At 67.5% G+C, this 25,968-nt stretch carries 23 protein-coding genes and 1 pseudogene; 10 read left to right on the top strand and 14 right to left on the bottom strand.

Annotated features, from left to right (window positions below; all coding sequences use genetic code 11):
• The first annotated feature begins 216 nt into the window (after nucleotides 1-216).
• Together MKK75_RS08895 and MKK75_RS08890 are read left to right on the top strand one after the other, a co-directional pair.
• Nucleotides 217-858: a DUF47 domain-containing protein gene (locus tag MKK75_RS08895; protein ID WP_244042227.1), complete on the top strand. Its 642-nt coding sequence runs from the start codon at nucleotides 217-219 to the stop codon at nucleotides 856-858.
• Between the two features lie 17 nt (nucleotides 859-875).
• Entirely contained in the window at nucleotides 876-1,865 is a 990-nt protein-coding gene (locus tag MKK75_RS08890) for an inorganic phosphate transporter (protein ID WP_244042226.1), read from the top strand.
• Nucleotides 1,866-1,931: 66 nt separating this feature from the next.
• Here MKK75_RS08890 and MKK75_RS08885 read toward each other — a convergent pair whose 3' ends face one another.
• Both MKK75_RS08885 and MKK75_RS08880 read right to left on the bottom strand, forming a co-directional pair.
• Nucleotides 1,932-2,873 (bottom strand): DUF6328 family protein, encoded by a 942-nt coding sequence (locus MKK75_RS08885; protein WP_244042225.1) that lies wholly within the window; start codon nucleotides 2,871-2,873, stop codon nucleotides 1,932-1,934.
• A gap of 69 nt (nucleotides 2,874-2,942) precedes the next feature.
• Nucleotides 2,943-3,851 (bottom strand): alpha/beta hydrolase, encoded by a 909-nt coding sequence (locus MKK75_RS08880; protein ID WP_244042224.1) that lies wholly within the window; start codon nucleotides 3,849-3,851, stop codon nucleotides 2,943-2,945.
• Nucleotides 3,852-4,297: 446 nt separating this feature from the next.
• Between MKK75_RS08880 and MKK75_RS08875 the strand changes: the two genes are divergently transcribed.
• A complete protein-coding gene (locus MKK75_RS08875; RefSeq protein ID WP_244042223.1) occupies nucleotides 4,298-5,506 on the top strand; it encodes a DUF2252 family protein in 1,209 nt (402 codons plus the stop codon).
• A gap of 419 nt (nucleotides 5,507-5,925) precedes the next feature.
• A complete protein-coding gene (locus tag MKK75_RS08870) occupies nucleotides 5,926-6,459 on the top strand; it encodes an inorganic diphosphatase (protein ID WP_244042222.1) in 534 nt (177 codons plus the stop codon).
• Between the two features lie 608 nt (nucleotides 6,460-7,067).
• On the opposite strand, the gene MKK75_RS08865 is transcribed toward MKK75_RS08870, so the two are convergent.
• Complete coding sequence (locus MKK75_RS08865; RefSeq protein ID WP_244042221.1) at nucleotides 7,068-7,592, bottom strand: transcriptional regulator; 525 nt, start codon at nucleotides 7,590-7,592, stop codon at nucleotides 7,068-7,070.
• A gap of 783 nt (nucleotides 7,593-8,375) precedes the next feature.
• On the opposite strand from MKK75_RS08865, the gene MKK75_RS08860 reads away from it, so the two are divergent.
• Nucleotides 8,376-9,023, top strand: coding sequence for a 2-hydroxychromene-2-carboxylate isomerase (locus MKK75_RS08860; protein WP_244042220.1), 648 nt, complete (start codon nucleotides 8,376-8,378; stop codon nucleotides 9,021-9,023).
• A 37-nt stretch (nucleotides 9,024-9,060) separates the two neighbouring features.
• On the opposite strand, the gene MKK75_RS08855 is transcribed toward MKK75_RS08860, so the two are convergent.
• From MKK75_RS08855 to MKK75_RS08810, 10 genes are all read right to left on the bottom strand, one after another.
• Nucleotides 9,061-10,347: a nucleobase:cation symporter-2 family protein gene (locus MKK75_RS08855; RefSeq protein ID WP_244042219.1), complete on the bottom strand. Its 1,287-nt coding sequence runs from the start codon at nucleotides 10,345-10,347 to the stop codon at nucleotides 9,061-9,063.
• Between the two features lie 116 nt (nucleotides 10,348-10,463).
• Entirely contained in the window at nucleotides 10,464-12,263 is a 1,800-nt protein-coding gene (locus MKK75_RS08850) for a SulP family inorganic anion transporter (RefSeq protein ID WP_244042218.1), read from the bottom strand.
• 6 nt (nucleotides 12,264-12,269) lie between these two features.
• Nucleotides 12,270-13,298 (bottom strand): sulfate ABC transporter substrate-binding protein, encoded by a 1,029-nt coding sequence (locus MKK75_RS08845; protein WP_244042217.1) that lies wholly within the window; start codon nucleotides 13,296-13,298, stop codon nucleotides 12,270-12,272.
• 40 nt (nucleotides 13,299-13,338) lie between these two features.
• A complete protein-coding gene (locus MKK75_RS08840; protein WP_244042216.1) occupies nucleotides 13,339-14,295 on the bottom strand; it encodes an aliphatic sulfonate ABC transporter substrate-binding protein in 957 nt (318 codons plus the stop codon).
• Nucleotides 14,292-14,750, bottom strand: coding sequence for an OsmC family protein (locus MKK75_RS08835; RefSeq protein ID WP_244042215.1), 459 nt, complete (start codon nucleotides 14,748-14,750; stop codon nucleotides 14,292-14,294). Before MKK75_RS08835 ends, MKK75_RS08840 begins: the two co-directional genes overlap by 4 nt.
• Before the next feature lie 576 nt (nucleotides 14,751-15,326).
• Entirely contained in the window at nucleotides 15,327-16,652 is a 1,326-nt protein-coding gene (locus tag MKK75_RS08830; protein ID WP_244042214.1) for an LLM class flavin-dependent oxidoreductase, read from the bottom strand.
• 19 nt (nucleotides 16,653-16,671) lie between these two features.
• The gene (locus MKK75_RS08825) at nucleotides 16,672-17,232 is read right to left on the bottom strand and encodes a cupin domain-containing protein (RefSeq protein WP_244042213.1); all 561 of its coding nucleotides are present in this window, start codon (nucleotides 17,230-17,232) and stop codon (nucleotides 16,672-16,674) included.
• A 19-nt stretch (nucleotides 17,233-17,251) separates the two neighbouring features.
• A complete protein-coding gene (locus MKK75_RS08820) occupies nucleotides 17,252-18,190 on the bottom strand; it encodes an ABC transporter substrate-binding protein (RefSeq protein ID WP_244042212.1) in 939 nt (312 codons plus the stop codon).
• Entirely contained in the window at nucleotides 18,190-19,287 is a 1,098-nt protein-coding gene (locus MKK75_RS08815; RefSeq protein ID WP_244042211.1) for an LLM class flavin-dependent oxidoreductase, read from the bottom strand. The genes MKK75_RS08820 and MKK75_RS08815 overlap by 1 nt, the downstream gene beginning before the upstream one ends.
• Before the next feature lie 27 nt (nucleotides 19,288-19,314).
• Nucleotides 19,315-20,460 carry an acyl-CoA dehydrogenase family protein gene (locus tag MKK75_RS08810; protein WP_244042210.1) on the bottom strand — a complete coding sequence of 382 codons (1,146 nt, stop codon included), beginning with the start codon at nucleotides 20,458-20,460 and terminating at the stop codon, nucleotides 19,315-19,317.
• 485 nt (nucleotides 20,461-20,945) lie between these two features.
• On the opposite strand from MKK75_RS08810, the gene MKK75_RS08805 reads away from it, so the two are divergent.
• From MKK75_RS08805 to MKK75_RS08785, 5 genes and pseudogenes are all read left to right on the top strand, one after another.
• Complete coding sequence (locus tag MKK75_RS08805; protein WP_244042209.1) at nucleotides 20,946-22,046, top strand: ABC transporter substrate-binding protein; 1,101 nt, start codon at nucleotides 20,946-20,948, stop codon at nucleotides 22,044-22,046.
• Between the two features lie 24 nt (nucleotides 22,047-22,070).
• Nucleotides 22,071-23,069 (top strand): ABC transporter permease, encoded by a 999-nt coding sequence (locus MKK75_RS08800; protein WP_244042208.1) that lies wholly within the window; start codon nucleotides 22,071-22,073, stop codon nucleotides 23,067-23,069.
• A complete protein-coding gene (locus tag MKK75_RS08795) occupies nucleotides 23,063-23,863 on the top strand; it encodes an ABC transporter ATP-binding protein (RefSeq protein WP_244042207.1) in 801 nt (266 codons plus the stop codon). Before MKK75_RS08800 ends, MKK75_RS08795 begins: the two co-directional genes overlap by 7 nt.
• 69 nt (nucleotides 23,864-23,932) lie before the next feature.
• On the top strand, nucleotides 23,933-24,913 hold the full coding sequence (locus MKK75_RS08790) for an aliphatic sulfonate ABC transporter substrate-binding protein (protein WP_244042206.1): 981 nt from the start codon (nucleotides 23,933-23,935) through the stop codon (nucleotides 24,911-24,913).
• 124 nt (nucleotides 24,914-25,037) lie between these two features.
• Nucleotides 25,038-25,226: pseudogene (locus MKK75_RS08785) on the top strand (serine O-acetyltransferase); the annotation flags it as partial.
• A gap of 300 nt (nucleotides 25,227-25,526) precedes the next feature.
• Here the strand turns inward: MKK75_RS08785 and MKK75_RS08780 are convergent.
• Nucleotides 25,527-25,955, bottom strand: coding sequence for a very short patch repair endonuclease (locus MKK75_RS08780; RefSeq protein WP_244042205.1), 429 nt, complete (start codon nucleotides 25,953-25,955; stop codon nucleotides 25,527-25,529).
• Nucleotides 25,956-25,968: the final 13 nt, after the last annotated feature.

The following is a 25,968-nucleotide window of genomic DNA, read 5'->3' as shown; positions in this document are numbered from 1 at the left end:
AAAAACTGACACACGTGGCGTGCAGCTCATCGAGCGGTGAGGCGCTCGGAAAGCTGTGAGCGGCTGCATCACAGCCCTCAAAGTCGCCTTCCGCCATCCAAACAGCAGTTCTCGACGGCTCGCGAGATTGATGCACTCGCATCTTCAACGGCCATGGTATGTCGCCAAGCACGACCGCGGCCGCGGGACGATTAACCCTCAACACCGGGACTTCGCATGCTGGCTTGGTTTCGCGCGCTCATGCCGAAGGAGGACCGCTTCTTCGATCTGTTCGAGCGCCATGCCGCCACGCTCGTGGACGGTGCGGCCGCGCTTCGGGCGCTGCTCGATGGAACGCAGGACGTGCCGCTGGCCTGCCGCGCGATCGCCGAGCACGAGGACAGGGCTGACGCCATCACCCGGGACGCTTTGCTTGCGGTCCGCCGGACCTTCATCACGCCCTTCGACCGCGGCGACATCCAGGCGCTGGTCACCTCGCTCGATGATGCCATCGACCAGATGCTCAAGACCGCCAAAGCGGTCCAGCTCTTCGAGGTGACTGCCTTCGAGCCGGCGATGCGCGAGATGGGCGAAGTGATCCAGGAAGCCGCAGCCGTGATCGCGCAGGCTCTCCCGAAGCTGCGGGCACTGGGCGAGAACGCCGCCGCGCTGAACAGCCTGACCGAGCGTGTCATCCAGCTGGAGGGCCGCGCCGACGATCTGCACAATGCCGGTCTGAAGGCGCTGTTCAGGGCGTCCCGGCAGGATCCCATGGCTTTCCTGGTCGGGTCCGAACTCTACGACCACTTGGAGAAGGTGATGGATCGGTTCGAGGACGTGGCGAACCAGATCAGCAGCATCGTCGTCGAGCACGTTTGAGACGACGGACCGCACGCGTGACACTCCTGATCGCCCTCATCGCCGTCGCCCTGTTCTTCGACTTCCTGAACGGTTTGCACGATGCCGCCAACTCGATCGCCACCATCGTATCGACCCGAGTGCTGGCGCCGCGTTACGCCGTGTTCTGGGCGGCGTTCTTCAACTTCGTGGCGTTCCTGGTCTTCGGCCTGCACGTCGCAGGTACGGTAGGGTCCGGCATCATCGACGTCGCAGTCGTGAATGACCGCGTGATCCTGGGCGCGCTCGGCGGGGCGATCACCTGGAACCTGCTGACTTGGTATGCGGGCATTCCGTCATCCAGCTCGCACGCTCTCATCGGCGGCCTTCTCGGGGCCGGCGTCGCCAAAGCCGGCCTGGGTGCAATCGTCTGGCCGGGCGTCATCACCACGAGCGCCGCGATCGTGCTCTCGCCGGCGCTGGGCTTCCTACTCGCGCTGCTGCTCGTGCTCGGCGTATCGTGGATCTTCGTGCGCTCCACGCCAGTTGCTGTGGACGGTCTGTTCCGCAAGCTGCAGTTCGTCTCGGCCTCGCTCTACTCCTTGGGCCACGGCGGCAACGACGCCCAGAAGACCATGGGCATCATCGCCGTGCTCCTCTACGCCCATGGAGAGGAAAGCGTCGCGTTCCACGTGCCGCTCTGGGTCGTGCTGTCCTGTCAGAGCGCCATGGCGCTCGGCACACTGCTCGGCGGCTGGCGCATCGTGCACACGATGGGATCGAAGATCACGCGGTTGACACCCATGCAAGGCTTCTGCGCCGAGTCCGGCGGTGCACTGACTCTGTTCGCCGCGACTGCCTTCGGGATCCCGGTCTCGACCACCCACACGATCACCGGGGCGATCGTGGGCGTCGGCGCGGCAAGGCGCGTCTCGGCGGTCCGCTGGAACGTGGCCCAGGGCATTGTGGTAGCCTGGGTGATTACGATGCCGGCGGCCGCCCTCGTGGCGGCGCTGGTCTACGGCTTGGCCGGCCTAGCGCTGCCGTAAGGTGGCTTCAAGTCGTCTCCCGTAAGGTCCGGTATGATATGTGCCAACCCTGAGCACGAGTGACAGTCAGCGCAGCCCGATGATTTCGTCTGGCATTCCGTGCCTGGCGGGAAGCGCCCGTCTCCGTCGTAAGAGCGCTGGGTACACGTGCCAGAGCCCGACCAGGACGATGAGGGAGATACCTGCGGCGATGATGCCGGCCGTTTGGGACTCGATGACCTTCGCCACCACGACCCCGAGATCGGCCGCGATGCCGAACGCCAGCGTCACGCTCGCGGCGAGCAGGAAGCGGCTGCCCAGGACGTGGAAGTCCGGCGCGTCTTCGCCGGCGTAGACGATGCGGTGGAAGGCGGCCGGCGCCATCAGCCAGATGACCGTGAGCGCCAGCAGGCCCAACGCGCCCAGGTGCACGAGCTTCGAGGCGAAGGACAGCTTCTCGAACGCCTCCGAAAAGGTGATGACGAGCTGGAAGCCGAGCAGGGCCTGGGCGCCGGGCAGCACCACGCGCGCCTCGGTCAGCATCTGCTCGATCTTGGTCTCCAGCGAGGTGTGCTCGTGCTCCGGCTCCTGGCGCGTCATGGTGCGCTCCCTGTCTCCTGTGGTGCGTGCCCTGAGTGCCTCCAGCCCGTACCAGAACAGCAGCGCCAAGGCGCAGATGACGGCCCCTGCTGCCGCGGCGCCACCGAGGCCCAGCACCGGTTCGACGGCTAGGAACAGGTCGGCACCGAGCGCGAGTGCAAAGGGGGCCAGAGAAAGACCGGCATAACGGCCGATCACGCCGAGCAGGCGCTTGGTGTCTCGTCCCTGCTCCACCATCCGGTGCTGGACCGAGGGTGTGATCAGGAGGGCGATGGTGAGGGTGATCAGGCCCAGTGCCGCGACCCAGACCACGCGGGCGTAGAACGGCAGGTGCTCGAAGGTGGGGCGGAAAGCGCCCTGGAGTTGGAAGCCGAGCAGGATCTGCGAGCCCAGGATCAGGATGCGGGTCTCGTCGAGGCCGACCTTCACCTTCTTCGACAGGGACATACGCCACACGGTCCCGAACGGTTGGGAACCGAAAAACGGCTCGTCAGCCGGCTAAGTTCCGGCCAGGAGACGGTTCGGCCTCGAACGAACCGCGTGGCGCACGGGCTCGGCATAGGCTCGGGCGACGCGCGAGAACTCCGGCGTCCGCACATAGCCGTAGGACTTGTGGTGGTTCGGCTCGCCGTCAGGTCGCTGATATCGGTTCACGACCCGCTGGTCGTTGATGCGCACGCTTTGGTCGTTCGGCCCGTAATCCGCGTCCAGCGCTCCCATGATGGCGACCACGTCGTCGCCGTCGGCGAGGTTCGTCCAGGCCGAGACGTTGTCGGGCACCCGCAGGGCCCCGTGCTCGGCCTCGAACTTGAGCTTCACCTTCGCGAGGCCCAGGGGCGAGGCGGCTGTGACGAGGTGCTCGACCCGTAGGGACGGATCCTCGCGCTCCAGCAGCCGCAACGCGTCATAGGCGACGACCGAGCCCATCGAGTGGGCGACGAGCAGGATGCGATGATGCCTGTATGTCCGCAGGCGTCGGATCAGCCGGGCCTGGACGTCGCGGGCGAACCCCTGCTCCGCGTGGTAGTGCCACAGGTCGTCGAAGCGGTGCTCCAGGATGAGGTCGTCGACGAGCGTGACCCCGGTCGCCTCCTCGATGCGGTCGATGCCCGCGTACACCGGCGCCAGCACGTCCTTCACGGTGGTGGCAGGTGCCTCGTCCCCTCCGGGCAACGGCCCGTCACCGTCGTAGGGGCGGTACGGCTCGCGGTTGTCGTCCACCGGAAGCGGCGTGTCGTACCTAAGGTCCGCCCAGTAGACGAACTCGAACAGGAAATCCGGGTCGCTGAGCCCCTCGTTGCGGGTCAGCCCTTCCGCGATGGCCGCCTTCCACCACCGTGTCTTCTCGTCGGCCGGCGGCTTGTTCGCCAGACCGTGGATGCCGATGATGACGCGGTCGCGCTCCATGACTTCGGGGCGGTCCTCTCGGGGCGGCTCGGCCTCCCGCATCGTGCCAAGTCAGCTCAGCCGCGAGCGGTAACACGGAGGACACGGTTCTGGATGCGAAATATCCTGTCGCGGCCGCGTGTTCCGCCACCGTGGTTGGCCCACGGCCCTCCAAGCCCGGATAGGACTAGGCTTACGTCCCGACCATGTCCCTGATGCGGGACAAGGTGCGCCAGGATGGCCGAGATCATCCTTCGAAAGGCGAGTTGCCCGCGCTCACCAGGGTCGTTGTCCTCCAATCCTCGTCTCCCCTGCGTCCCCGCATCAGGGCTCACCGCGCGCGATAGCTCGCTCGGTAATCCACAGCGGAGGCAATCGGCCGCGCTGCGCGTACGTGCCCTTGCGGGTTGTCGGGGCGGCCGGGGAGCGGTTCGCCCGGTGCGTGATCTCATGCTGAAGGTGCGTCGATGCGCGGCAACGGAGCGTATGGTCCCGAGAAACGTGCAGAGGCTCTCGAACGTCAACGCACCCTCAAGATGGCTAAGTCCGCTCACGCTTACGTCCGGGGCAACACCCTGCAATTCTACGACTGGCTGGATGGTCTCGCACGCGGCACGCTGCCCGAAGGCCCGGCGGTCTGGATCTGTGGCGACTGCCACCTCGGTAACCTCGGCCCGCTCGCCGACGCCGACGGCCACGTCGACATCCAGATCCGTGACCTCGACCAGACGGTGGTCGGCAACCCCACGCACGACCTCGTCCGCCTCGGCCTGTCGCTCGCCAGCGCCGCGCGCGGCTCGGACCTGCCGGGGGTGGTCACCGCGCGCATGCTGGAGGAGATGATCCGGGGCTACGCGCAAGGGCTCGCCGGGCCGTCCGCCAATGAGCCCCCGCCCGAGCCCGACGTGGTAAGCACGGTCCGCCACCGAGCGCTGGGTCGGCACTGGAAGCACCTCGCCCGCGAGCGCCTGAAGGACGTCGAGCCTGCCATCCCGCTCGGGCGCAAGTTCTGGGCGCTCGACGGCGACGAGCGCGCCGCGTTGGACGAGGTGTTCCGGCGGGAGGAGGTGCGTGACCTAGTGCGCGCGCATGACGGGCGCGGCGTGGACGCCGACGTGCGCTTGGTCGACGCGGCTTACTGGATGAAGGGCTGCTCCTCGCTTGGCTTCCTGCGCTACGCGGCGCTTGTGCGGATCGAGGAACCTCGGGGTAAGCGGAGCTTGGCGCTCGTCGACCTGAAGGAATCCGTCGAAGCCGCAGCGCCGCCGGCACCCGGGGCCGAGATGCCTGAGGACCCGGCAGAGCGGGTGGTCGCCGGCGCGCGGGCGCTGTCGCCGAACCTGGGCGAGCGCATGCTGCCGCTGCGCCTCCTCGGCAAGGCCGTAGTGATGCGCGAGCTGGCGCCGCAGGATCTTAAGCTCGACGTCGACCAGTTCAGCCGCAGGGAGGCGGTGCGGGCGGCGCACTACCTCGCCTACGTGGTTGGAAGGGCGCATGGCCGGCAGATGGACGAGTCGACCCGCTCGGGCTGGCGCAGCGAGGTAACGAAGGGCAGCAACCAGGCGGCGGAGGGCGCGCCGTCGTGGTTGTGGTCGAGCGTGGTCGAGCTCGCCGGCCGCCACGAGGTCGGCTACCTGCAGCACTGCCTCCGCCACGCGGACAGCGAAGCTGCTTGATGCTGGGTTGCGCTCACAGGATGAGCGCCCGCAGCGTTTGCCGCTCCTCGTCAGACGGGGCCCTAGGCTCAGGTCGGTCAGGTCCCAGCGGAACCCTGCCTATCGCCGCCCTTGCAGCCCTGGCGGACGCCGCCGGCTCTTCGACCTCGCGAGGTTATTGCGGAACGGGCCTGACTGCCCTGCTATGGGTGCAACGGCGAGCCTGACAGCCTCTCGACAAGAGCGCCGCGGCGGCCCTGGCTTTCGCGTCCGGGACAAGCGCCGTTTAATGGATGTCACTCCTGCGCTGGGATCTCAGGGGTGGGGTGATCAGACAGGATGGCACGCCAGGTTCGGTTACCACCGCCGCTGATTAGGGACCCCTCCGGTTCCTCTCGGGTTCTTCCAATTGCGGCGCGTGGCCGCGTCGGAGTTCCTCCTTGTCTCAGCCTGCCGCGCTCCTGAGCCGCCTGCCCACCTTCGGCAACGAGGGTGCCGTCCACGTCATCATCGAGACGCCCAAAGGTAGCCCGAACAAGTACGCCTACTCGGAGGCGTTCGGCACCTTTCAGTTCAAGATGGTGCTGCCGGAGGGCATGAGCTTCCCGTATGATTTCGGCATGATCCCCTCCACGAGGGGCGCTGATGGCGATCCGCTCGACATCCTTATCTTGCTTGATGCCTCAGTCTTCCCCGGCTGCCTACTGGAAGCGCGCCTACTCGGCGTGATCGAGGCGGAGCAGCGGGAGCGTGACGGAACGTGGGAGCGCAACGACCGCCTCATCGGCGTGGCGGTAAAGGCGCGAACACATGCCCACGTCCACGCGCTATCTGACCTGCGCCCGGGCATGCTCGATGAGGTCGAGGCGTTCTTCGCGCAGTACAACCAGCTTGCCGACAAGGACTTCAAGGTGCTCCGGCGTGGTGATGCTGAGGCCGCGTTGGCGCTCGTCCGCCGCGGCGACGGTGCATAGGAGAAGCGCTAGCCTGCTCAGGTCGCGGAAGGGATGCCCAGGGATGTGCCGGGGCGCCTAACGCCAGAACTGTCACAGGGTCCGATCCCTTTCCCGACGCGGGTGGGATGCACGCCGTGAGCTATTCCGACTGTCGGAAAGTTGTGTCGTTTGTCTGTGCAATGGATTTCGAATAATGCGGGCAGCCGACGTCCTGCGATGTCCGGTTCAGAGGCCTAACAGACCGAAACCAACCGGTCGTTTTTTGGCCAGAGGCTGCCGAACCTGGCACACCAGACTGCCTAGAAGCGGACTCTCCGACCTTTCGCAATGGGTGGAGGGTGTGTGAAAACGCGGAGCCGGTAGAGGAATCTCCCCTCGAATGCTCTGGGCAGCGCCGGACCAGGCGTCCAAATGGCATCGACACCACCATCCAGGATGCCTGGATGGCTACCTCATAAAATATTGTTCTACGATTTCGGAGGGCCTCTGCGTTTTCACACAGCCTCGGTGGCAAGCGGAAGTTGGCTTAACGACCGGAACCGGACGTTCGGCGTTGCGCCCTTTCCGGTCATTCAATGCGCACTCCGTTTGACGTTGAAAGCGGACACCAGCTGATAGCTAGACCCTCACCCTCCTGACATGCGATACGCGAACGCGTCCGCGAACCCGCTCCGGCTGGATTCGGTGACGGTCACGATCCGCCCTTCCCGGGCTCGATCAATCCAGCCCAGCTCCTCGCATCGGTTGCACGGCGCAGCCCCAAGACGGCCGGCGAGGTGCGGTCGCCGTTCGCTCCAGTCCAGACAGGGGCGACAGAACATCCGCATGGATTTGCCGACGGGCTCGACCGACACGCCGAACCGTGCGAGCCACGCGCGACCGGCCTCTGTCGCCTCGCCGGCCTCGTCACCCAACTCGATCAGGCCGCGCGTTAAGAGAGCGTCGGCGATGGCGACACCGAGCTGTCCGGCAAGATGGTCGTAGCAGGTTCGGGACTCACGCAGCTCCGGTCTGACCCGGGGCGTCGCGCGTAGCCTAGTCGCCTCCGGTCCCGCTGCCGCCACCACCAGGATGGTCTCTAGCATCCATGCGACCTCGGGTGAGGCGAGCCGGAAATAACGGCGACGATCCTGCACGACGACGCCCAGCAAGCGCCCCTCGACAAGCTTCCCGAGGTGGCCGCTCGCGGTCTCCGCCGTGATGCCCGCCGTTTAGGCGAGCTCCGTTGCCGTCAGAGCCCGACCGTCGAGCAGGGCCGTGAGGATGTTGACCCGAGCGGGATCTCCGATCAGGGCCGCAGTCACGGATAGGCTGGCAGCGTTGGTCATCGCACAACCATAGGCCCTCGGCGTTCGCCGATCACGACGGAACGCTTCGGTCATGGCCGAAGCGTTCAACGCTGACATCGGGCGCCTTCCATCTCAAACTCCTCGCTAATCCAGCAGGAAGTGACGCCATGCTGACCACGCCGGCCGAACCGATAGACCCGCGCGAGGAGCACCACAGGATCGCTGATCCCGAGACCGGCTGTCACCGCCCGAGTTCGAGGATTGGGCGCAGCGCTACCTCGACAGCGAGCCCGACAGCCGAGAGCAGGACCCCAGGTCGGATGTGAGACCCTGACGGGAGCGGATCGAGATTCACCGGGCTATCGTCCGGTATCGCGCCGATGTTCGGACCCGTTTGAGCGATCGGTCCGTGACGAACCGCTGTAAGCCGCGCTGGCCGGCGTGGTCGGAGGTAGGCGGATGACCGAGAAATCTACGGCTATCTTGAAGCGCGACTCGCGCGCTACCAGCAAGCTCGCCGTCGCGGTTGGCCGGCGATGATCGCAGCTTCCGGTCGGCCGCAGTCGATAGAACCGTGGCGCCATTACCGGTACAAATGAAGCCAGCGGCTCCATCCGACGAGCCTCTTCTCCCGGACGGTCCCTCATGGCTCTCGCTGAGCGCAAAATCGAGTACTACTTCAGCTTCCTATCGCTGTGGTCCTACGTCGGAAGCCTTGCATTCCGCGACCTTGTGGACCGAACCGACGCGCGCGTCCTGTACAAACCCGTCGACTTGTTCGCCGTCTTCGCGGCGGGCGGCGGCAAACCCGTCAAGGAGCGCCCCCTGCAGCGGCAGGCCTATCGGCTCGTGGAGATGCAGCGCTGGCGTCAGATCCGCGGCATCCCGCTGGTCCTGCATCCGAAGTACTACCCTGCCGACCCCTCGCTGGCCCATCGCGTGTTGCTGGCGGCGCTCGACCAAGGAAGCGACGTCGCGGCCTACGTTCATGCCGGCCTGAAGGCGGTCTGGGCCGACGAGCGCGACGTTGGCGATCCCGATACCGTCCGGCGCCTGGCGGAAGAGAATGGGCTCGACGGCGGTCGCCTCCTGCATCGCGTCGAGGAGGAGGATCTGCGCGAGCGGGAGGCCGGCCTGACCCGCGAGGCCATCGGGCGGCAGGTATTCGGCGCCCCGTTCTACTTCTACCGCGACGAGCCGTTCTGGGGTCAGGATCGGCTTGACCTGCTGGAGGCCGCTATCAACGGGTCTGCGGCGCCGATCACGCTGCCGGACCTGTCCGCGCCGGCCTGATGCCAGCCCGACCCTGACACGGGCCGCGGTTCCGAGTTCAGTCCGATCTCGCCGCGGTCCCGGTTGAGCCGAGCAGTGCGTTGAGGGCGATCGCCGCGATCGCGGTGAGCAGGATCGGATCCTTCACGATCGGCTGTAGGGTGTCGGGCACGGCTCGGAAGAAGGCCGGCTGCACGATCGGGATCAGGCCAAGGCCGAGGGACACGGCAATGATCAGCGCGTCGCGGCCGCCCGGTCGCGTGTAGTCGACCTGCGCCAGGATGCGGATGCCGGTCGCCGCGACCATGCCGAACATCACTAGGGACGCCCCGCCGAGGACCGGCTGCGGGATCGAGGCGGCTACGAAGGCGATCTTCGGGACGAGGCCGAGCAGCAGCATGATCCCGCCCGCGGTCGCGCAGACCCAGCGGCTGTGCACGCCGGTAAGACCGACGAGGCCGACGTTCTGCGAGTAGGACAGGTAGGGAAACGTGTTGAACAGCCCACCGATCAGCGTGCCGAGCGCGTCGGCTCTCAGACCGCGCCGGATATCCTCGGTGCTGACCGGACGCCCAGTCATAACGGAGAGGGCCAGGAACATCCCGGTCGCCTCGATGAAGACGATGGTCATCACGAGACACATGATCAGGCAGGGCACGAGGTGGAAGCTCGGGGTGCCAAATTGCAGCGGCAGCACGACCCGAAGCCATGGCTCCGCGCCGATGCCGTCGAAGGTCGTCCATCCCAGCGCGAGGGTCGCGCCGTAGCCGAGGCCGATCCCGAGAAGCACCGCGATGTTCGCCAGGAATCCGGGGCCGAAGCGGGCCAAGAGCAGGACCGCGGTGAGCACGCCGGCAGCGACAACGATGGTGCCCGGCGCTCCGAAATCGGCGGTGCCCGCGCCGCCGCCGGCCCAGCCGACGGCGACGCGTGTGAGAGCGATACCGATCATCGTCAGGATCGTGCCGGTGACGACGGGCGGGAAGAAGCGCATCAGCCGTCCGACGAGGGGGACCACCAGCAGCCCATAGACGCCGCCCGCGATGACGGCGCCGTAGATGCCGTCGAGTCCGACGCCCGGCATCGCCGCCATGGCGAGCATCGGCTGGATCGCGACCGCCGTGACGCCCATGATCACCGGGAGGCGGATGCCGAACGGGCCCAGACCGATCGTCTGGATCAGCGTGGCGATCCCGCAGGCGAATAGATCGGCGTTGATTAGGAGTGCGATTTGATCCTTCGGCATCTTCAGGGCGCCTCCGATGATCAGGGGCACCGCGATCGCGTTGGCGTACATCACCAACACGTGCTGGAGCCCGAGCACTAGGAGCCGGGCTGCGGGCAAGACAGCGTCGACGCCATTCTGCGAGGGCTGATTCTCGACGGAGCGCGCCGCGTGCTGGAGCGCTGCTGGGGGAACCGCGTGCGTTGAGGCTGATCCGCCCATAATCTTCACCGACATCAGACGAGGTAATACAGCTTGCTATCCCCGGTCCCACGCCCGGCTTCGAGCGCGGCGTAAGTCTGGCGCACGGCCTTGATCGTCGCAGAATCCCGGTCGTCCACCTCCGGGAGGATGCGTTCCGCCGGGAACCAAGCCGCGAAGCGCAGCCGCGCCACGAGCGCCAGAAAGTCCGGCTGCGCGCCAGCGAGCCGCACCGTCACGGACGCCTTCCCGGCGTCGCGCAGGAACTGCTCGATCACCTCAAGGCAGACCACGTCGGGATGGCGCACGCGCTTGAGGCGCACCACGATCTGCGTGATGTTCTCCGCGCGGGCCCGGCTCAAGGCCCGGCCGAGCGCCTGCTCCAAATCCGGTGCCGCGCCGAAGAAGAGTTCACCCTCAAGGTCGATGACGATTAGGTCGCGGGCCGGTGGGTCGCCCGCTACTCGCTCGCGGATCACACCTTCGGTCGTGACGATAAGTTCGGAATCCTTCAGCTTCGCTGCTCGCGGGACGAACAGCAAGATCGAGAGCGCCACGCCGACCAGGATCGAGAACTCGACCCCGATCGTAAGAGCGGACAGGGCTGTGGCCATCACGAGACCGGCATCGTAGTTCGAGGCGCGGAACGCATAGGCGAGCCGCTTCATGTCGATCAGGCGTGCAGCCGTCACGAACAGCAAACCCGCCAGCGCGGCCTTCGGGAAGAACTGCGTCAGCGGCGCGAGGGTGAGGAGCGCGGCGGCGACCGCGAGCGAGACTACCACGCCGGAGAAGCGCGTGCGCGCTCCAGCCTGGTAGTTGATCGCCGAGCGCGATAGGGAACCCGAGCCCGGCAGGCACTGGAAGAAGCCGCCGACGAGGTTCGCTGCACCTTCTGCCAAGCATTGCCGATTGTAGTCGAGGGGCTGGCGGGTCTCGTGCGCGATCGACTTGGCGATAGCCAGCGCCTCGAGCAGGCCCATGAAGGCGATAGCCAGCGCGCTGCCAGCGAGGTCCGGGAGCCATGCGGCCCGTACCTGGGCGATGTGGAAGCTCGGCAGGCTCGCCGGCACCACGCCCGCGACGCCGACCGCAGACCTTCCATCTGGGCCGACGGCCGTCCACCCGGCGAGGTAGGCGAAGGTCGCCGTCGCGACCAGCGCCGCCAGCATGTCGATCTGCGGCAGGCGATATCGGTGCACGACCCGCCGCATTAGGAGTGCGAGCGCGACAGCGCCGAGGCTGAGCGTCAACGCCTTGCCGCTTACCGGGCCGCCCTCGGTGACCGTGAGCCAGAGCCGGACAAGCACGTTCTGGTCGCCGTGCCCGCGACTCCTCAGGCCGAGCGCGTTGCTGATCTGGCTGAGGGCGAGGAGCGCGGCGGCACCCGCCATGAAGCCGAGGATCACCGATTCCGAGATGTAGCGGGTCAGGTCCCCGAGGCGGAAGACGGCGATCAAGATCTGAATCGCCCCGACCAGCGCGCCGAGCAGGAACATCGCCTCCGCGGTCTGCCCGCGAGCGTCAGGATCGAAGTGGCTGAGAGCGGAGAAGACGAGCAACGAGATCGCGCTGGTTGGTCCATTGATGAGGTGCGAGGACGAGCCGAGGATCGAGGCCACGAGCGTGATCACGATCGCCGAGTAGAGCCCGTAGCGCGGATCAATCCCGGCGAGCAGCGCGTAGGCCATGCCCTGCGGCAGCGAGATGGCTGCAACCGTCAGCCCCGCGACGACGTCGCGCCGCGCCTCCGCGGCGCCGTACGCCGGCCACCAGACTGGACGACGCGCCGGCACGTCCGCAGGGCCCGTGGCGGGAAGCGATGAGGCGCTCATGCAAACCTACTGCGTCTTCGGGCGGTGAAGGGTGTCGAGGACGCCGTTCTCGGCGAAAAAGCGCTGCTGCGCGTCCGCCCAGTCCCGCGCGATTGCTGTAACCGGGAACAGGGTCAGTGGCGGCAGTCTGTCAGTGTGACGGTCGCGGACCTTAAGGTTCGTCGGCCTGTAGCCGAGGTCAGCAATCGTCTCCTGGGCGGACTCGGTAAAGAGGTAGGCAAGATAAGCCTTGGCCTCAGTTGTTAAGCCGTGCCGGTGCGCGTTGGTCTCGACCACCGCGACCGAGGGTTCGGCCAGGATGCTCACCGGCGGATAGACGATCTGGAGTGCCCCGTTCGAGGCTGCGACCTCGCGGATCGCCTCGTTCTCCCAGGTCAGATGTACGTCGCCGACCCGCTCGACCGCGAAGGTGTCGGCTGCGCCGCGCGCGCCCGGATTGAGACCGACGGCGTGGGCGTAGAGCGCCTGTAGGTAGTCGTGAGCGGCGGCGGCGTCGCCGCCGCGGGTGACCACCGAACCCCAGGCTGCCAGCACGCTGAGCTTGCCGTTTCCGGAGCTTTTCGGGTCGGGTGTCACCACCTCGACCCCTTCGCGGACGAGGTCGGGCCAGTCATGCACAGCCTTCGGGTTGCCGGCGCGGACCACGAAGACGATCGTGGAGGTATAGGGTACGGCCCGGTTCGGAAACTGCGCTGCCCAGTCCTGCCCCACGAGCCCGCGCTTGGCCAGCCCATCGACATCAGAGGGCAGCCCGAGGGTCACGACGTCGGCCTCTTCCTCTCCGGCGATCACGGCTCGCGCCTGACGCGAGGATCCGCCGTGCGACTGACGAATGTGGATTGTGTGGCCCTCGGCCCGAGCATCGGCCGACTCGAAGCTCGGATTGAGTCGCTCGTAGAGTTCGCGGGTCGGATCATAGGACACGTTGAGGAGCGTGACATCGGCCATTCCCCTGACGTTGTGGGCGAGGATCAGCACACCGGCGAGAACGACCGCGGCGAGGGCTGCCGCTTCGCTGAGGCGACGGGGGTTCATCGTTCAACTGTCCAGCTTGACCATGATACATTCAAAGCGATCAGGTCGGCGGAGGGGCCCACACGGCATCCCTCACGTTGATCGCCCTTGGAATCAGCCCAAGGCGGTGAAAACGGTCCGCCGTTGCTTGCTGACTTGACTGGATCGCGTCTGAGAGCGGGTGGACGGCAAATTGCGTCCGGTCCGCCGCAACCTTCTGAATCTCGTAGGGAATGCCCGTGACGGAGGCGAGGGCCCGTGCGACCTCGTCGCGATGTGCGTCTGCCCAGGATGCCGTCTCGGAGAGGGCCGTGAGCGTGCCTGCGATGACGCCGGGGTACTTCCCAGCGAAGGTCCTGTTGGCCAGAAAGTAGGCCGAGACGTCGATCGTCCGGCCGGAGGTCGTCAGCACCCGCGTTCTGTTACGAGCCTGCCCTATGGCGAAGTACGGGTCCCAGATCGCCCAAGCGTCGACGCTGTCGTTGGCGAAGGCCGAGCCGGCATCGGCCGGTGACAAATAGGCGGGGGTTACATCAGAGAAGTTCAGGCCGGCCTTTTCCAGCGCGGCGACGAGGAGGTTGTGCGCACTTGTACCCCGCCCGACCGCGACCTTGCGGCCCTTTAGGTCCGCGATGGAGTGGATGGCCGAGTCTTCTTTGACCAGGATGGCCTCGCCGTCGCCGGATGGTGCGGCAGCGCTGACATAGACGAGGTTTCCGCCCGCCGCCTGCGAGAAGATTGGCGGGGCGTCGCCGGTATAGCCGAAGTCGATGCTGCCCGCGTTGAGCGCCTCAAGCAGCGGCGGCCCGGCCTGGAACTCGACCCACTGCACCTTGGTGCTCTGCGCCGCCAAGCGCTTCTCGATCGCTCCCTGCTGGCGCGCGACCACGATCAATCCGATCTTCTGGTAGCCGATGTGGAACTCCTTTGGTGCGGCCTCCTGCGCGATCGCCCCCGTCGTCAAAGAAAGGCCGACGCCGAGGAATAAGGCTGAGAGTCGGCGTCTTGTGAGCATCATGCGAAACTCTCCGTCCGGGTTACATCTGGCTCGAGCGGTGCGGCGACCGCGAAGCGTGCGCGTACCGACTGCGGCAGGCGCAGCAGGTTGAGGATTGGATAGGTCTTCTCGACTGCCGCCTGAAGCGCCTGAATCCTGGCTGGGTCAGCGGGCGATTGGAGACGGACCTCGAAGGCTATGTCCTGCGGATGCACGGGGATGTCCTCGAAGCCTTCCGCGCCAGCGCGCGAATCGAAAGTCGCGATGACCTCGACCTCGATGGTGTCGATCGCCAATTCTTGAAGGGCGGCTTGGATTAAGACGGTGTGGGCGAGGCAAGAGCCGAGGACGCCGAGTTGAAGCTCGGGCGATCCGGGTCCGAGGTCGAATCCGGCAAAATCGGGCAGGCTGTCGGAGACGATGGCGTGCCGGCGGATCGCGATCCGGCGCACGCCGCTGCCGCCCTCCACTGCCACCCGTGCGCTCAAGGGTACGGCGGAGATCTCTCCGCGCCGTATCCGTGCGTTTCGTGCAGCGAGCGCTCGCCGCTTTTCGTCGAGATATGTATCTATGTCGCTCAACCGATTGGTCGCCTATCGATCACGGACGCGACCGATTCCTGGTCGCCACCATGATATTTATCGACCAACTCGCGGAATAGGCTGTCATTTCTATGCTGAATTTCAGCATTAGATCCTATTGAGTGCTCTGGAGAGCAATGATTTTTTTGGCAGCGAAGCGATACTCGGCTTGGCCGACCAATGCGACGCAGCTATCAGATGGCTGCTGTTGATATGACCTGTCATGCGCGCAGCACTTTGAAGATCTTTCGCTCGAACGCGTCAAATTGCGGTTCGGTGAGGAGCTTCTCTCATAGCCACGGCCCGCTGGATGCGTGCGGGACGGCTGCCACGATCGGCGTGATCCTAGTAATAGCGCAGTCGCGCTGCCGGGCTGCCAACAACTGCAGGGCCGAGTCATTCACCGGCCAGTGAGTTAGTCGTCTTTGCGACCGAACAAGCGCAGGCTTGACGCAGGTACGTATCGGCCCTCTACGGGAAAAACCGGTTTCCCGGCCGCGGCAGGCCAAAATGCTCTCTGAGCGTCACGCCTGAGTAGTCGCGGCGGAACAGCTCGCGGCGCTGCAACTCCGGCACGAGGCGGTCGACCACATCGTCGAGCCCCTCCGGCACGAAGGGGAACATCACGTTGAAGCCATCGCAGGCGCGGGTCTCCAGCCATTCCTCCATCCGGTCGGCAACCTGGGCGGGCGTGCCGACCATCTGCAGGCCGCCGTAGCCGCCGACCTTGCGGGCCAGCTCGCGGACCGTCGCGCCGGTGCGGCGGGCATAGTCGACGATCTGCGCCCGCCCGCTCTTGCTGGCGTTGGTCTCGGGGATCTCGGGCAGCGGCGCGTCGAGGTCGAAGCCGGACGCATCGACGCCGAGGCGGACCGACAGGTTGGCGAGCCCGCTGTCCGGGTGGACGAGGTCGTCGAGGCGGGTCTTCTTGGCCCAGGCCTCGTCCTCCGTCTCGCCCAGGAACACGAGGCAGCCCGGCAGGATCTTCAGGTGCCCAGGGTCGCGCCCGGCGGCCGGCATCCGGCCCTTCACGTCGGCGTAGAAGGCCTGCGCGGCCTCAAGCGTCGAGCCGGAGCCGAACACCACCTCGGCGGTCTCGGCCGCGATCTGCTTGCCGGCCTCGGAGGCGCCGGCCTGCACGATCACCGGCCAGCCCTGCACCGGCCGGGCGATGTTGAGCGGGCCCTTCACCGTCAGGAACGCGCCCCGGTGATCGAGCACGTGCATCTTCTCCGGATCGAAGAACAGTCCGCTCTCGGGATCCATCAGGAAGGCGTCGTCGGCGAAGGAATCCCACAGGCCGGTCACCACGTCGAAGAACTCGCGCGCCCGGGCGTAGCGGGTGGCGTGCTCCACATGGGCGTCCCGGCCGAAATTATGGGCCTCGTCGGGGTTTCCGGAGGTCACGAGGTTCCAGCCGGCGCGGCCCTTCGAGATGTGGTCGAGTGAGGCGAACTTGCGGGCGACGTGGTAGGGCTCGTTGTAGGTGGTCGAGGCCGTGGCGATCAGGCCGATCCGCTCGGTGAGCACGGCGAGCGCCGGCAGCAGGGTCAGCGGATCGAACGACGTGACGGTGGCCGAACGGCGCAACGCCACTGGGGGCATGTTCATCACCGCCAAGTGGTCCGCCATGAAGAAGGCGTCGAACTTCGCCGCCTCGAGCCGCCGGGCGAAATGCGCCAAGTGCTCGAAGTTGAAGTTCGCGTCCGGGTAGCCGCCCGGATAGCGCCACCACCCGGTGTGGATCCCGATCGGGCGCATGAAGGCGCCGAGATGGAGCTGGCGATCCCGGCTCATCGATGCGGTCTCCGCGGTCCTAAGGGTGTTTGTGAATCGGATCGACCCAGTAGACCGTCTCGGGCGCCTCGGCGGCCGCGACGTCGGGCAGGTTGACCACCACGGCCTCGTTGTCCGAGCGCACCAGCACGCAGTGCAGGGGCTCGTCGGTCGAGGCGTTGATCTCCTGGTGGGGCACGAAGGGCGGCACGAAGATGAAGTCGCCGGGGCCGGCCTCCGCGACGTATTCGAGCCGGTCGCCCCAGCGCATCCGGGCGCGGCCCGAGACCACGTAGATCACGCTCTCCAACTCGCCGTGGTGGTGGACCCCGGTCTTGGCGTCGGGCTGGATCGCCACGGTGCCGGCCCAGATCTTCTGGGCGCCGACGCGGGCCGCGTTGATCGCCGCCTGCCGGAACATGCCCGGCGTCTGCGCGGTGTTGGCGTCGAGCCGGTCGCCCGGGATCACCCGCACGCCATCGTTCTTCCACCGCTCTGCGCTGCTGGGGTGGTTGGGAGTCGCGGGCTCACGGGTGTGGCTGTGCTCGTGGCTGTGCGCGTGGCTGTGCGCGTGGCTGTGATCGTCGCTGCTGCCGTGCATATTGGATCCTCCGCCGGCATCATTGTACGACGGCGCCGGTTTGCGAGAAACTCGTGTCGAGGATCGCCTCGGCCCGCGGTGCACGCGCCTTGGGGATCAAACCAGACCGCACGTACAGGTCGATGTTGCGCTGTTCACCGGCGATGACCTCGGCATCGATCGGCACCACTCGGTAGGCGGCGCGCCCGAACCAGCGAAGCGGAACCGATTCCGGCAGGCCGATCAGCTTCGACCAGACGGCTGCGTACGGTGCCGGATCCTTCAGGGCCCAGGCCCGCGCCCGGGCGAGGCGCGCACCGAAGTCGGCCAGCAGCGCGCGCTTGGTCCGGATCGCGTCGTCGCTCGCCACCGCGAAGCTGAGCCCCGGAGTTATGCCGTTGCCGTCTCGGATAACCCGGACGAGCCCGGCCAACTCCGCCGTGGAGGTGTAGGGCTCCCAGGTCGCCCAGGCATCGACTGCTCCGGAAGCGAGGGCGATCTTGGCATCGGCCGGCGGCAGGAAGCTGAAGGTGACGCTGTCTACCGGAAGCCCTGCCTCCTCCAGCGCTGCCAGCACGACCTGATGGCCGATCGAGCCGCGATTCGTCGCGATGCGCGTGCCCTTCAGCTCCGACACCGTGCGCAACGCCGAGTCCTTCAGCACCAGGATCGCCAGCCCGTCCTGCCGGTTGCGGAAGGCCAGGATCGCCTTCACCGGCACTCCGGCGGCAGCCGCGAAGGTGAAGGGTGCGTCGCCGACGCCGCCCGCGTCGATCGCGCCGGCGTTGAGCGCCTCAAGGAGGGGGGCGGCGGCGGGGAACTCGCTCCAGTCGAGCCGGTAAGACAGGCCGTCGAGCACGCCGGCGGCCTCCATCAGCGCGCGGGCGTTGCCGCGTTGGTCCCCGACCCGTAGGACATCCTGCGCGTACGCGGGCCAGGCCGTCAGGAGCGCGAGGAGGCAGAGGATCACGCGCCGCATCAGGCCGCCTCCGCCGTCGCGCCACGACGCTCGAGTGCGGCCCGGAAGGCGGGCAGCAGCGCCCGCCCGTACTGGATCGCGTCCTCCAGCGGATCGAACCCGCGGATCAGGAAAGTTCGCACGCCGAGCGCATGGTAATCCAGCAGCGCGTCGGCGACCTGCTCGGGGGTGCCGACCAGGGCAGTGGAATTGCCCGCTGCGCCGGTCTCGGCTGCAATGGCGGTGAACAGCCGCTTGTCGTGGCGCGGTCCGGAGGCCGCAGCCGCGAGGAGCCGCCGGGAACCCTCGTTCTGAGGCGTCGCGACCGAGCCGAGCCCCTTCGCGGCCCGCACGGCCCTGGTCTGGGCCAGGATGTCCTCGGCGCGCTGCCAGGCCCGCGCCTCGGTCTCGGCCAGAATCGGGCGGACCGACAGGCTGAAGCGGGGCGCCCTGCCATGGGCGGCGGACGCCTCCCGCACCCGGCCGATCAGCTCGGCAACCTGCGCGTGCGTCTCGCCCCAGAGGGCGTAGGTGTCGGCATGGCGACCCGCTACCGCCAGCGCCGCCTGCGAGGCCCCGCCGAAATAGACCGATATCGCGTCCACCGGCTTCACCTCGGAGAAGCCCCGCTCCACTCGATAATACCGGCCCGCGTAGTCGAACGGCGCCGTCGCGGTCCAGCTCTGCCGGACGACGTCGAGGAACTCCCCCGTCCTGGCGTAGCGCTGATCCTTGGTGAGGTGGTCGCCGTCCTGGGCGAGTTCCCTATCGTCGCCGCCGCTGATCACGTGGATCGCGACTCGTCCACCCGTGAGCTGATCGAGGGTCGCGAACTGCCGCGCCGCTACGGTCGGCGCCGTGAACCCGGTGCGGTGGGCGATCATCAGCCCCAGGCGTTCCGTGACGGAGGCGACCTGCGTTGCAAGCAGCAACGCGTCCGGCGTGGTCGAATGGAAGGCTACGAGTACCCGGTCGAACCCGCCCCACTCGTGTGCCTGCGCAAGGAGCTTCAGGTAGTCGCGGTCGATGGCCGGTCCGTGCGCCGGGTGGATTTCGGAGGTGTGCCGGGGGGCGACGAAGCCGATGAATTCGACGGCCTCGGGAGGAAGCAGGCTCATGTGGCAATCTCCGTGTCGTGGGCGGGCTCAGGCACCGAGGGCAATCTTGCCGGCGGCGGCGCGGACGGCGTCGGCCTGGGGCCAGTGGATGCGCGCGCACAGGACGTCGCGCAGGTGCCGCTCCAGCGAGTTCGTGCGTGACAGCGCGGCGTTGCCGCAAAGCTCCGCGGCGCCCTGTACCACCGCGATGGCGTTCTCGGTGACAGTGAGCTTCACGAAGCCGGACTCGCGCGGGGGCGGCGGGCGCCCCCCGTCGACGTCGGCCGCGAGCCCGGCGACGAGGCGGGCGTTGACGTGGAGGAGCCGCTCGTTCTCGCCGACCGCATCGTGGAAGCGCGGTAGGCTCGCGAGCGGCGCCCCGAGACCGCCGGGACGGCGCGCCCGCAGGAAATCGATGAACCAGCCCTGCGCAGCCCGCGCCACGCCGTCGTAAAGAGCAGCGATCAGGGCGCAGCTCCAGGCCTGCTGCCACGGATCCGGCCGCTTCCAGCCCTCCAAGGATCGTAGGTCGACGGCGTGGTCGCCCGGGATCGGCACGTCGTCGAGGATCACGTCGTGGCTGCCGGAGGCCCGCAGGCCGAGATGGTCCCAGGTCTCGACGATGCGCAGGCCCGGCGCATCGAACGGAACGAGGACGTTGCCCGTGCGCGGGACCGCCTCGTCGGTACGGACGAAGACGAGCCCGTAGGCGAGCCCCGGTGCCCCGGTCGCGTAGATCTTGCGCCCGGTGACGCGCCAACCTTCGCCGTCACGCCGGGCGAGGGTCGCCGGCAGGCCGCCGCGCGAGGGCGTTCCCAGTTCCGGCTCGACCCGGAGGGCATTGATCAAGGCGCCTCGCGCCACGGCCGCCAATCCAACCCGATCGGCAAGGTCGCGTGGCCACGGGGCGTCCGACCGGTGAATCAAGCTGTGCTGGGTGTACTGCATCGCCAGCACCAGCGCGGTCGCCGGGTCGCCAGACCCAAGGGTGCGCACGATTTCGGCGGCCCGCGCGAGCCCGGCACCGCCGCCGCCGAGCCGCCGCGGCACGGTGAGTGCCAGGAGACCGGCCTCCCGGAGCGCTGCGATGGAATCGTGGGGGAAGGTGCCGGCCCGATCGTGGCGAGCCGCACCCTCAGCGATGCGCCCAGCGAGGCTGCCGACGATGTCGGGCGGTGGAACGGCGACGGTCATGACGGGGCGTTATGGCCAGCGGGATGCCGAGTGAGGCACCTCATGAAGGCCGCGATCCTCACCCCACCGGCTGGATGGGTCAACGAAACGTACTTTCGAATATTGCCGTGCGCGTAGGAGGAAGGTGCCGGATTATTCCTCGTCGGAGAAGAACCAGTTTTCTCAACCCGCCATTGTGAGCAAACGTTCTATTTCCACCCGAGCATGGACAAGTCGCGCAGGCACGGCTGGACGCTGCACTTTCCGGTGCAGGAAGGATTGAAAAATGCTTCCTTCCGATACTATAGCACAAATTTTCTTGCTAATTTCGCAAAAATTGAGAACATATTTCCTTTGACTCGCGTCGATTGCTACCGAATACTTGCTCTGCCGGGCCCTCGACGGATCGGCTCCCGCAAACGAGAGCGCCAGATCCGCCCGGCCGCAAGCCGGGGCGGTTATGTGCGTCGTTCCCACCGCGCGGTTGCGCGGCCCGGAGACCTTTGATGACCGACGCGCCCTCCCGAACGGGCACTCCCCGATCCGGCCAGCCGCTCTCGCGCCGCCGCTTGCTTCAGGTCGGCGCCGCGGCCGCAGCCCTGCCGTTCGGCTTCGGCGTGAGCACCGGCCGGGCCTGGGCGCCCGGTCCAGGCGCACCGTTCGATCCAGGCCCGCTCTGCCGGCCCACCGCCGCCGAGAGCGTGGCCGGACCGCTCAAGCCGATCAAGCTTGCCTGGAACGCCACGGCGATCTGTACCGCCGCGGCGCCGTTGGCCAAGGAGCACGGGATCTTCGCGCAGCACGGTCTCGACGTAGAGTTCGTCAATTTCGGCGGATCGACGGAAGCACTGTTGGAGGCCATCGCCACGGGCAAGGCTGATGCCGGCATCGGCATGGCGCTCCGCTGGCTCAAGCCCCTTGAACAGGGCTTCGACGTGAAGATCACCGCCGGCCTGCACGGCGGATGCCTGCGGCTGCTGGCGGCCAAGTCCGCTGGCATCGCCGGGATCGCAGACCTCAAGGGCAAGACCATCGCGATCAGCGATCAGGCTAGCCCCGCCAAGAACTTCTTCGGCCTGCTCCTCGCCAAAGCCGGGATTGATCCGGAGGCCGGGGTCGAATGGCGGCAGTACCCGGCGGATCTCCTGAACCTTGCCATCGAGAAGGGTGAGGCGCAGGCGTTCGCCGATGCCGATCCGCGCACCTGGATCTGGCTGAAGGACCCGCGCCTCATCGAGGTCGCGACGAACCTGTCAGGCGAATACGCCGACCGCACCTGCTGCGTCGTGGCCGTGCGCGGAAGCCTGATCCGGAACGACCGTGCCGTTGCGACGGCGCTCACGCGCGCCATCCTCGAGGGCGGCCATCGCCTGCACGAGAGCCCGGAGGACGCCGCCCGGATCTTCTCCGGGTACGGCGGCAAGGGCTCCATCGAGGATCTCGCCGCGATGCTGCGCAGCCAGCACCACGGGCACAGCCCGGTCGGGGCCGAGCTCAAGCAGCAGATCGTCCTGTACGGCGACGAGCTGAAGCAAGTGAACGTCCTCAAGCGCACGACCGATACGGCGAAGTTCGCCGAGCGCGTCTGCGCCGACGTGCTGAGTTGAGAACCGTCAGATGAGGATCTCGTCATGACGAGCTTGACCGGCGCGGGCGGTGTGGTCCTGCAGCAAGGCCGGCAACTGCCGGCCCCGCCGTGGCGCGGCATCGCAGCCGGAGCGGCATGGCTTGCGCTCTCCGGCGCGACCTATGCTCTCCCCGAGGCGGGTGACTTCCCCTACACCGGGGCGCTCGCGGCTGCTTCCCTCGCCCTCGGGTTGATCCTGCCGGTTGCCGCGGTCGTCTCCGGCAAGCTCGGACGGATCGGCCTCTCGCTCGCCCACTGGACGCCCTGGCTGGCTGTCCTGGCCCTGGCCTTTCTAGCCTGGGAACTGGCCACCGCGAAGCTCGAACTCCTGCCCATGCCGTTCTTCCCGCCGCCGCAGGCCATCCTGGAGGTTTTCCTAGAGGACTGGCCAAAGCTCGGCGGCAGCGTCCTGGCCTCGCTCAAGCTGCTCGCCGGCGGCTACCTGATCGGCGCGGCCGCGGGCTTCACGCTTGGCGTCGCGGTCGGCTGGTCGAGGGCGGTCGGCTACTGGGTCCATCCGGTGCTGCGCTTCGTCGGGCCGCTGCCGGCGACGGCTTGGCTGCCGCTCGCCTTCTTCGTGTTCCCCTCATCCTGGTCCGCGAGCACCTTCCTGGTCGCGCTCGCCACAGGCTTCCCGGTCACGGTCCTGACTTGGTCGGGGGTGGCAGGCGTCAACAAGGCCTATTTCGACGTTGCCCGCACTCTCGGCGCCTCGCCGCTGTTCCTCGTGACGCGGGTGGCGATCCCCGCGGCCCTGCCGCACGTCTTCGTGGGCCTGTTCATGGGACTCGGCGGCTCGTTCGCAGTGCTGGTCGTCGCGGAGATGCTCGGCGTGAAGTCCGGCCTTGGCTGGTATCTGCAATGGGCCCAAGGGTGGGCCGCCTACGCCAATATGTACGCCGCGCTGATCGTGATGGCGCTGATGTGCTCTTCACTGATCACGCTGCTGTTTCGCGTGCGAGACCGGGTGCTGTCGTGGCAGAAGGGTCTGGTGCAATGGTAGCCGCGCTTCTCGAACAAGCCGCTTCGCGGCGAGATCCCGAAACAGGGGGCAGTCGGCTGGCGGTCGAAGCCGTGAGCCACGCTTTCACGATCCGCGGGGCGGCTCTGCCGGTACTCGACCGCGTGAGCCTGGAGGTCGAGCCCGGTGGGTTCGTCGCGCTGCTCGGCCCCTCTGGCTGCGGCAAGTCCACCCTCCTGCGCCTGGTGGCGGGCCTGGAGGCACCCGATGCCGGCAGGATCGCGATCGCCGGCGAGCGCGTGCAGGGGCCTGCCCCCTCGCGGCTCCTCGTGTTCCAAGACCCGACACTTTATCCCTGGCGTACCGTACGTGGGAATGTGTCGCTCGGACTAGAAGCCCAGGGTATCGGCCGCGAGCGGGCGATGCGCGCCGACGCTGCCCTTAGGCTCGTCGGGCTCGACGGTTTCGCCGACGCGTATCCGCACCAGCTCTCCGGCGGCATGGCGCAGCGCGTCGCGCTCGCCCGCGCCCTGGTGAACGAGCCGCGCCTGTTGCTCCTCGACGAGCCACTGGGCAAGCTCGACGCGCTCACCCGGCTGGCCATGCAGGCCGAGATCCTGCGGCTGTGGCAGGAGAAGCAGTTCACCGCCCTGTTGGTGACCCACGACGTGGAAGAGGCGCTGGTCCTGGCGCAGCGCGTGATCGTGCTCGGCGACCGCCCAGCCGCGATCCGAGCTGAGCTGCCTGTCAGGCTCCCCTACCCGCGCCACCGCGACGACGCCGAGATCGTACGTCTTCGCCGGGAGATCCTGGGGATCCTCGGCCAGCCGACTTGACCGAACGCTTCGATCCCAAACTTCCCCGATTCGCCGTCCCCGTACGTCGGCGCACGCAAGGTTTCACCTATGTCCGCGATCCGCAGAGTTGTCTTGGCCGCCGGCATTGCGCTGACGGCTTTAGCCGGACCGTTCGGGCAGGGGGCTCTCGCTGAGGATCCGAAGGAGATCCGGCTCGACTGGGCGACCTACAACCCGGTGGGCCTCCTGCTGAAGGACAAGGGTTTCCTCGAGGAGGCGCTCAGGCCGACGGGGATCCGGGTGCGCTGGGTCCAGTCGCTCGGCTCGAACAAGGCGCTCGAATTCCTCAACGCGGGCGCGATCGATTTCGGTTCGGCCGCTGGGGCCGCGGCCCTGGTGGCGCGGATCAACGGCAACCCGATCAAGGCCGTCTACGCGTTCTCGCGCCCCGAATGGACGGCTTTGGTCACCCGCAAGGACGCGGGCATCACCAAACCCGCCGACCTGAAGGGCAAGCGCGTCGCCGTCACCCGGGGAACGGATCCGCACATCTTCCTAATCCGCGCGCTCCAGGGGGCGGGCCTGACCGAGAAGGACGCCAAGCTCGTCCGGCTTCAGCATCCGGACGGGCGCACGGCGCTGGATCGCGGCGACGTCGATGCCTGGGCGGGGCTCGATCCGATGATGGCGTCCGCCGAGATCGAGAATGGCGACGTCCTGTTCTACCGCGACGCGGCCGCCAACACCTGGGGCCTGCTCGACGTCCGCGAGGACTTCGCCAAGGCGCATCCGGACCTCGTCCGGACGGTGATCGCGGCCTACGAGCGGGCGCGCGCCTACGCGCTGACCGACCCGCGGGCGCTCTCGGCGGCGCTGGTGGCGGCAACCAAGCTGCCCGAACCGGTGATCGCCCGCCAACTGGAACGCACCGACCTGTCGCAGCCGGCGATCGGGCCGGCGCAGGCCGACTCGATCAAGGCCGCCGGCATCGCCCTGCAGCAGGCCGGCGTGATCCCGGCCGGCACCGATGTGGCCGCGGCGGTCGACGGCCTTCTCGATCCCGGCTTCAATCCTGTCGCCACGCGCTGACCCACGACATCGAGGGCCATCTCGTCGGTCAGCGGATCGTAGCCCGACCTGTTCCGGCCTGTGCCATGATCGAAGCCGACCGGGGCATTGCGCTTCCATGTCCACCATTCAAGACCGACATGCCATGACCGCCCTGGCTTCAGCCCAGTCGCCCCTGCGCGCCACGAGCCGCGGCACCGCGGAATCTGAGGTTTGGGCGGCCCTGAGCGCCGAGGCGGAGGCCACCCTCATCGAGGAGCCGCTCTACGCGAGCATCATCCAGGCGACGATCCTCGACCAGCGCGGCCTCGCGCAGGCCCTGGCCTACCGCCTGCGCCCGGTTGCCGGTAATCATCATCACGCTGCAGAGGTCGATCCGGAGCGTGCCGTGCTAGGGACGGACAGCGAACAGCTCGGGCGCCGTCCATCCGAGCCGGTGGGACTCGGCGCCGTGCTAGTCGCAGAACGCTATCGCGCTGGCCCGGATCGTGGCCCACCGCGTCGGAGCCATGTAGCGGCACGGGGAAGCGTGCTCGGACAGGCGTTCGAGTTGGTCGCGCCAGGAGGCGATGGCGGGCGGAGGGTCGACGGGTATGGTGCGGTCTGACATCTCCGCGCTGCTACGACCGCTGGGTTAAGGCTTGGTCGATGTACCTGGTGCGCCGAGGAACTCCTGCAGCGTCTTCGTCAACCGCTCTACGTCTCGCGTTTCGCACTCCCAGATCACAAGCACATCCCATCCGGCGGCGATAAGCTGGATCTCCTTGCGCACATCCCTCTCAACGTTCCGATCGAACTTCTCCTGCCAGAACGTGCGACGGGTCGTCGGCGTCGAGGCCTTCCGGCAGCCGGGGTGTCGGTGCCAGAAGCAGCCGTGGACGAAGATCACCTTTTGACGCGCAGGGAAGACAAGGTCCGGCGATCCGGGCAGGTCTCGTCGATGCAGGCGGAATCGGTAGCCAAACGCGTGCGCGACCTTGCGGGTCTTGATCTCGGGGGTAGTGTCCTTGCCGCGCACCTTCCCCATCAGCCGCGATCGGTCGGTCGGAGACAGGCGGTCCATGCGCGACGGCCTC

It is taken from the genome of Methylobacterium sp. J-030, from assembly GCF_022829545.1.
In the GTDB taxonomy this organism is placed as follows: Bacteria; Pseudomonadota; Alphaproteobacteria; order Rhizobiales; family Beijerinckiaceae; genus Methylobacterium.
This window is presented reverse-complemented; position numbering and strand designations above follow the sequence as displayed.

Excerpts from the sequence above, each read along its gene's own strand:
- MKK75_RS08895 (WP_244042227.1), top strand. The coding sequence starts at position 217 with ATGCTGGCTTGGTTTCGCGCGCTCATGCCGAAGGAGGACCGCTTCTTC.
- MKK75_RS08880 (WP_244042224.1), bottom strand. The coding sequence starts at position 3,851 with ATGGAGCGCGACCGCGTCATCATCGGCATCCACGGTCTGGCGAACAAG.
- MKK75_RS08875 (WP_244042223.1), top strand. The coding sequence starts at position 4,298 with ATGCGCGGCAACGGAGCGTATGGTCCCGAGAAACGTGCAGAGGCTCTC.
- MKK75_RS08860 (WP_244042220.1), top strand. The coding sequence starts at position 8,376 with ATGGCTCTCGCTGAGCGCAAAATCGAGTACTACTTCAGCTTCCTATCG.
- MKK75_RS08850 (WP_244042218.1), bottom strand. The coding sequence starts at position 12,263 with ATGAGCGCCTCATCGCTTCCCGCCACGGGCCCTGCGGACGTGCCGGCG.
- MKK75_RS08845 (WP_244042217.1), bottom strand. The coding sequence starts at position 13,298 with ATGAACCCCCGTCGCCTCAGCGAAGCGGCAGCCCTCGCCGCGGTCGTT.
- MKK75_RS08840 (WP_244042216.1), bottom strand. The coding sequence starts at position 14,295 with ATGATGCTCACAAGACGCCGACTCTCAGCCTTATTCCTCGGCGTCGGC.
- MKK75_RS08830 (WP_244042214.1), bottom strand. The coding sequence starts at position 16,652 with ATGAGCCGGGATCGCCAGCTCCATCTCGGCGCCTTCATGCGCCCGATC.
- MKK75_RS08825 (WP_244042213.1), bottom strand. The coding sequence starts at position 17,232 with ATGCACGGCAGCAGCGACGATCACAGCCACGCGCACAGCCACGCGCAC.
- MKK75_RS08820 (WP_244042212.1), bottom strand. The coding sequence starts at position 18,190 with ATGCGGCGCGTGATCCTCTGCCTCCTCGCGCTCCTGACGGCCTGGCCC.
- MKK75_RS08815 (WP_244042211.1), bottom strand. The coding sequence starts at position 19,287 with ATGAGCCTGCTTCCTCCCGAGGCCGTCGAATTCATCGGCTTCGTCGCC.
- MKK75_RS08810 (WP_244042210.1), bottom strand. The coding sequence starts at position 20,460 with ATGACCGTCGCCGTTCCACCGCCCGACATCGTCGGCAGCCTCGCTGGG.
- MKK75_RS08805 (WP_244042209.1), top strand. The coding sequence starts at position 20,946 with ATGACCGACGCGCCCTCCCGAACGGGCACTCCCCGATCCGGCCAGCCG.
- MKK75_RS08800 (WP_244042208.1), top strand. The coding sequence starts at position 22,071 with ATGACGAGCTTGACCGGCGCGGGCGGTGTGGTCCTGCAGCAAGGCCGG.
- MKK75_RS08795 (WP_244042207.1), top strand. The coding sequence starts at position 23,063 with ATGGTAGCCGCGCTTCTCGAACAAGCCGCTTCGCGGCGAGATCCCGAA.
- MKK75_RS08790 (WP_244042206.1), top strand. The coding sequence starts at position 23,933 with ATGTCCGCGATCCGCAGAGTTGTCTTGGCCGCCGGCATTGCGCTGACG.
- MKK75_RS08780 (WP_244042205.1), bottom strand. The coding sequence starts at position 25,955 with ATGGACCGCCTGTCTCCGACCGACCGATCGCGGCTGATGGGGAAGGTG.